The sequence below is a fragment of the Herbaspirillum lusitanum P6-12 genome, assembly GCF_000256565.1.
Classification (GTDB): domain Bacteria; phylum Pseudomonadota; class Gammaproteobacteria; order Burkholderiales; family Burkholderiaceae_D; genus Herbaspirillum; species Herbaspirillum lusitanum.
Map to the genome: position 1 here is coordinate 1 of NZ_AJHH01000093.1, position 4,497 is coordinate 4,497.

A 4,497-nucleotide genomic window follows, 5' to 3' on the forward strand; every position below is an offset into this window, starting at 1 on the left:
CCTGCGCCGTTGACGGCACGCATGGTTTCGAACATGTCGGCGATCAGCGTATCCATCTCCGGCGTGCCGAATTGCTGCACCGGCTCTGCCTGGCGCAGCAGGCGCGGATCACCCATCTTCAGAATCTCGCGTATTGCCATGATTGCACTCCAATGAAAGACGCCCGGACCGGCCGGGCGTCACTGCTGTGAAGGGACCACAGCGCCAACAGGCTCAACAGGCTCAGGCCTGCTTGCCGGCCACATCCTTGAGGAACTCGCTGAAGGCCGCGCCGGTCTCGGGGTGCTTCATGCCCATGGCGACCGTGGCTTTCAGATAACCCAGCTTGGAACCACAGTCATAACGCTGGCCCTGGTAGCGATAGGCCAGCACCGATTCCGCCTGCATCAGCTTGGCGATACCGTCGGTGAGCTGGATCTCGCCGCCAGCGCCGCGACCGATGTTTTCCAGGTAGTCGAAGATGCGGTTGTTGAGCACATAGCGGCCCACCACGGCCAGCGTGGACGGGGCCTCTTCCGGCGCCGGCTTCTCGACGATGGCGTTGACCCGCTCCAGGTTGGGCTGGTAAGGCGTGGCGCTGACGATGCCGTATTGCTTGGTATCGCTCTGCGGCACTTCCTGCACGGCCAGCATGCTCATGCCTTCGCGCTCGTAGATCTCGGTCATCTGCGCCAGCACCGGCTTGACGCCAGCGTCGGTATCCATGAAGTCGTCGGCCAGCAGCACGGCAAAGGGCTCCTCACCTACCACCGGACGCGCGCACAGCACGGCGTGGCCCAGGCCCAGCGGCACGGACTGGCGGATGAAGATGCAGTTGACGCTCTTGGGCACCACGTTCTGGACGATTTCCAGCAGCTTCTTCTTGCCCGCCGCTTCCAGTTCGCTTTCCAGCTCGTAGGCCTTGTCGAAGTGGTCTTCGATGGCGCGCTTGTTGCGACCGGTGATGAACACCATTTCGGTGATGCCGGCAGCAACCGCTTCTTCGACCGCGTAGTGGATCAGCGGCTTATCAACGATGGGCAGCATTTCCTTGGGCTGGGCCTTGGTGGCCGGCAGGAAGCGGCTGCCGAGACCGGCGACGGGGAAAACGGCTTTCTTGATTCTCTTGCTCATTGCAACTCCCGATAACATATTGAGTGTATTCACGTGGCGCAGGACGCCGGACCCATGATGCATGGCGTCATTATCGTCCAGTATCGCCGATTATTCTGCGGCGGGCGTTTCCGGAACGTTTGCCGTACTGTCTTCCGGACCGGTTTTGATCAGCGCCTGCAAGCCTTCTTCGTCGAGGATGGCGATGCCGAGTTCTTCGGCCTTGGTCAGTTTGCTGCCGGCGTCGGCGCCGGCCACCACGTAACCGGTCTTTTTGGACACTGAACCGCTGACCTTGCCGCCGGCCGCTTCGATCATCTGCGCCGCCTCGTCGCGCGTGAGCGTGGGCAACGTCCCGGTCAGGACGAAGGTCTTGCCGGCCAGCGTCTTGGCCTGGATCTCGATGCCTGCACCTTCGCTCCAATGGATGCCGGCTGCGCGCAGCTGATTCACCAGTTCGACGTTCAGACCGTCGGAGAAAAAACTGACGATGGAGCGCGCCACCACCGGACCGACATCGGCCACTTCCAGCAGTTGTTCCTCGTTCGCCGCCAGCACCGCATCCATGTTGCCGAAGTGGCGCGCCAGTTCCTTCGCAGTCGCTTCACCGACGTGACGGATGCCAAGGCTGTAGATAAAACGCGCCAGCGTGGTCGACTTGGATTTTTCCAATGCATCGAGCACGTTCTGCGCCGACTTCTCGGCCATGCGATCGAGTTCGGCCAGCGCCGTCAGGCCAAGCCGATACAAATCAGCCGCCGTGGTGATGATGTTCTTGTCGACCAGTTGCTCGATCAGTTGATCGCCCAGGCCTTCGACATCCATCGCGCGGCGCGAGGCGAAATGCTGCAGGCCGCCCTTGCGTTGCGCCGAGCATTTGACCCAGCCGCCGGAACAACGCGCAATCGCCTCGTCCTCAAGACGGATGATTTCGGAGCCGCATACCGGACAAGTCTTCGGCATGTCGAATGGTTTTGCATCGGCCGGCCGCGACTCAGGCACGTAAGCGACTACCTCCGGGATCACGTCGCCGGCGCGGCGCACGATCACGGTGTCGCCGATCTGGATATCCTTGCGGCGCACTTCATCTTCGTTGTGCAATGTCGCGTTGGTGACGGTCACGCCGCCGACGAACACCGGCGCCAGTCGCGCAACGGGTGTGATGGCGCCGGTGCGGCCGACCTGCACTTCGATGCCTTGCACCACGGTCAGCGCTTCCTGCGCCGGGAATTTATGCGCCAGCGCAAAACGCGGCGCACGCGACACGAAACCGAGTTGCTGCTGCTGGTCGAGACGATCCACCTTGTAGACCACGCCGTCGATTTCGTAGGGCAGCTCGGCGCGCTTGGCGCCGATGCCGTGGTAGAACTTCAGCAAACCTTCGGCGCCCTGCACCACCGCGCGTTCCTTGCAGACCGGCAGGCCCAGTTCGGAATACCAGTCGAGCAGCGCCGAGTGCGACGGCGGCATGGGGACGCCTTCCAGCACGCCGATGCCGTAGGCAAAGAAGCGCAAGGTGCGCTGCGCGGTGATCTTCGAGTCAAGCTGGCGCAAACTGCCGGCTGCGGCATTGCGCGGGTTGGCGAACTCCTTCAGGCCGGCGTCGCGCTGGCGCTGGTTGAGGCGGGCGAAATCGTTCTTGTACATCAGCACTTCGCCGCGTACTTCCAGAACCTGCGGCGCCGTGTCGCCATGCAGGCGCAAGGGAATCGCGCGCACGGTGCGGATGTTGGCCGTGACGTTTTCACCGGTAGTACCGTCGCCGCGCGTGGCGGCGCCGACCAGCACACCGTTTTCATAGCGCAGGCTGATGGCCAGACCGTCGAATTTCAGTTCGGTGGCGTAAGCAATCTCGGTCTCGGAAGACAGGCCGTCCTTGACGCGCTTGTCGAAGGCAACGATGTCTTCATCGTCGAAGCCGTTGCCCAGCGACAGCATCGGGATCGCGTGACGCACCTGCTCGAATTGCGGCAACGGTGCACCGCCGACCCGCCGGGTGGGCGAGTCGCTGGTAGCCAGTTCCGGATGTTCGAGCTCCAACCCCTGCAGCTCGTGGAACAGCTTGTCGTATTCGGCGTCGGGGATGCTGGGATTGTCGAGGACGTAGTAGGCGTGGTTGTGACGGTTCAACGCCGCCTTGAGCCAGGCCGCCCGCGTACGCCAGTCGCCTGGCGTTACGGGTGCTGAATGTGAATCTGGGTGCATGGTAGGAGCGCTCAAAAAGTAGCGCGCAAGCTTAACTGAAGAGGCGCATCGCGCGCTTGGAGCCGGCCGGGATTTCTGCCGATTCCATGGCGCTGTAGAACGCGCCGACCTGCTCGGCGATATCGCTCAGCGCAGCATCCGACAGCAACTGGTCGCTGTCGTCAACCACGGTGCCGCCCAGACGCATGGCCAGCGAGCGCGCGCAGGCGATCATGGCGCCGTAGCCGTCGCGAGCCGGGCCGACGCGCGGCACGTCCAGCAACAGCGTGAGTCGATCGGTGGTTTCCGCCGCGCCGGTGACGTTGGTCGACATCGAGAACAACACTTCGCCCTCGCCGTCCTGCATCACCAGATGACCGTCGGTGCGACGATCGAACCCCTGGCGGGTCAATGCCGCAAGCAAGGTGGTGACGTTCCACGGCGCGCCATTGGAGCGCACGTTGACGCCCAGCTGGACGTCGTGATCCATGACGAATTGGTGCAGCGCTTGCGCCGTCTTCATCACATCGATCATGTCGGGGATTTCGGGCTCGGCGCCGATCGCGTCGGTGAACTCGCGCAGACGCACGATCAGTTCGGAATATTCAAGTTCGTTGAGCCCGTTATTGCGATTGGCCAGTTGTACACCGGCCAGCAAGGCATTGTAGGAACTGCCGTGGCCAATCGGCTCCCATTCGCCTTCTGTCGTGCGACCGACGAAATTCACGGTCTTGTTGCCGACGTGGCGCAGGTTCTGCACGCCGGGCAACAGCTTCTCGCCACGCACGGCAACTTCCAGCGCGATCGGGATGATGCAGTCCACCAGCTCGTCGACCGGCAATTCGCGCTGCGGCGCTGCGAGCGATTGTCCCCCTTGTCCCCCTTGTCCCGCCTGTCCCGCTTGCTCGCCGGCAAACATCTCGGTGTCGTTGAGCGTGGCTTCGACGTGGCTCAGGTCGGTGTTGAGGTTATCTACGTTCAGCGGATCGGCCAGATAGTCGTCATGGCTGTCGAGCGGCGTATCGATCGACAGGTAGGGTTCGACCGGCGTATCGAGATCGGCTTCGGTCACCGGCGGCGTGATCGGCTGCTGCTCAGGCGCCGGCATTTGCGGCCGACGTTCCGGCATCTGGTAAAGCTCGGGCTCGACGCGGTCATCGTCGTCGTACATCGACAGCGGCGACTTGGCAGCTCGCGCGCGTCCGCTACATGGCGCCGTAG

4 protein-coding genes are annotated in these 4,497 nt (G+C 63.0%); all 4 read right to left on the reverse strand.

Features of this window, described 5'->3' with window-relative positions; genetic code table 11:
• Positions 1–140, reverse strand: a 140-nt coding sequence (locus HLUSI_RS26740; RefSeq protein WP_040503106.1) for a peptide deformylase, incomplete at its 3' end; no start/stop codon positions are given.
• A gap of 82 nt (positions 141–222) precedes the next feature.
• A complete protein-coding gene (galU, locus tag HLUSI_RS0103260) occupies positions 223–1,113 on the reverse strand; it encodes a UTP--glucose-1-phosphate uridylyltransferase GalU (protein ID WP_016832606.1) in 891 nt (296 codons plus the stop codon).
• Between the two features lie 90 nt (positions 1,114–1,203).
• Entirely contained in the window at positions 1,204–3,297 is a 2,094-nt protein-coding gene (ligA, locus tag HLUSI_RS26745) for an NAD-dependent DNA ligase LigA (protein WP_040503107.1), read from the reverse strand.
• A 31-nt stretch (positions 3,298–3,328) separates the two neighbouring features.
• Positions 3,329–4,447: a cell division protein ZipA C-terminal FtsZ-binding domain-containing protein gene (locus HLUSI_RS0103275; RefSeq protein ID WP_016832608.1), complete on the reverse strand. Its 1,119-nt coding sequence runs from the start codon at positions 4,445–4,447 to the stop codon at positions 3,329–3,331.
• Positions 4,448–4,497: the final 50 nt, after the last annotated feature.

Coding starts and splice junctions, on each gene's coding strand:
- HLUSI_RS0103275 (WP_016832608.1), bottom strand. CDS start 4,447: ATGTACGACGACGATGACCGCGTCGAGCCCGAGCTTTACCAGATGCCG.
- ligA (WP_040503107.1), bottom strand. CDS start 3,297: ATGCACCCAGATTCACATTCAGCACCCGTAACGCCAGGCGACTGGCGT.
- galU (WP_016832606.1), bottom strand. CDS start 1,113: ATGAGCAAGAGAATCAAGAAAGCCGTTTTCCCCGTCGCCGGTCTCGGC.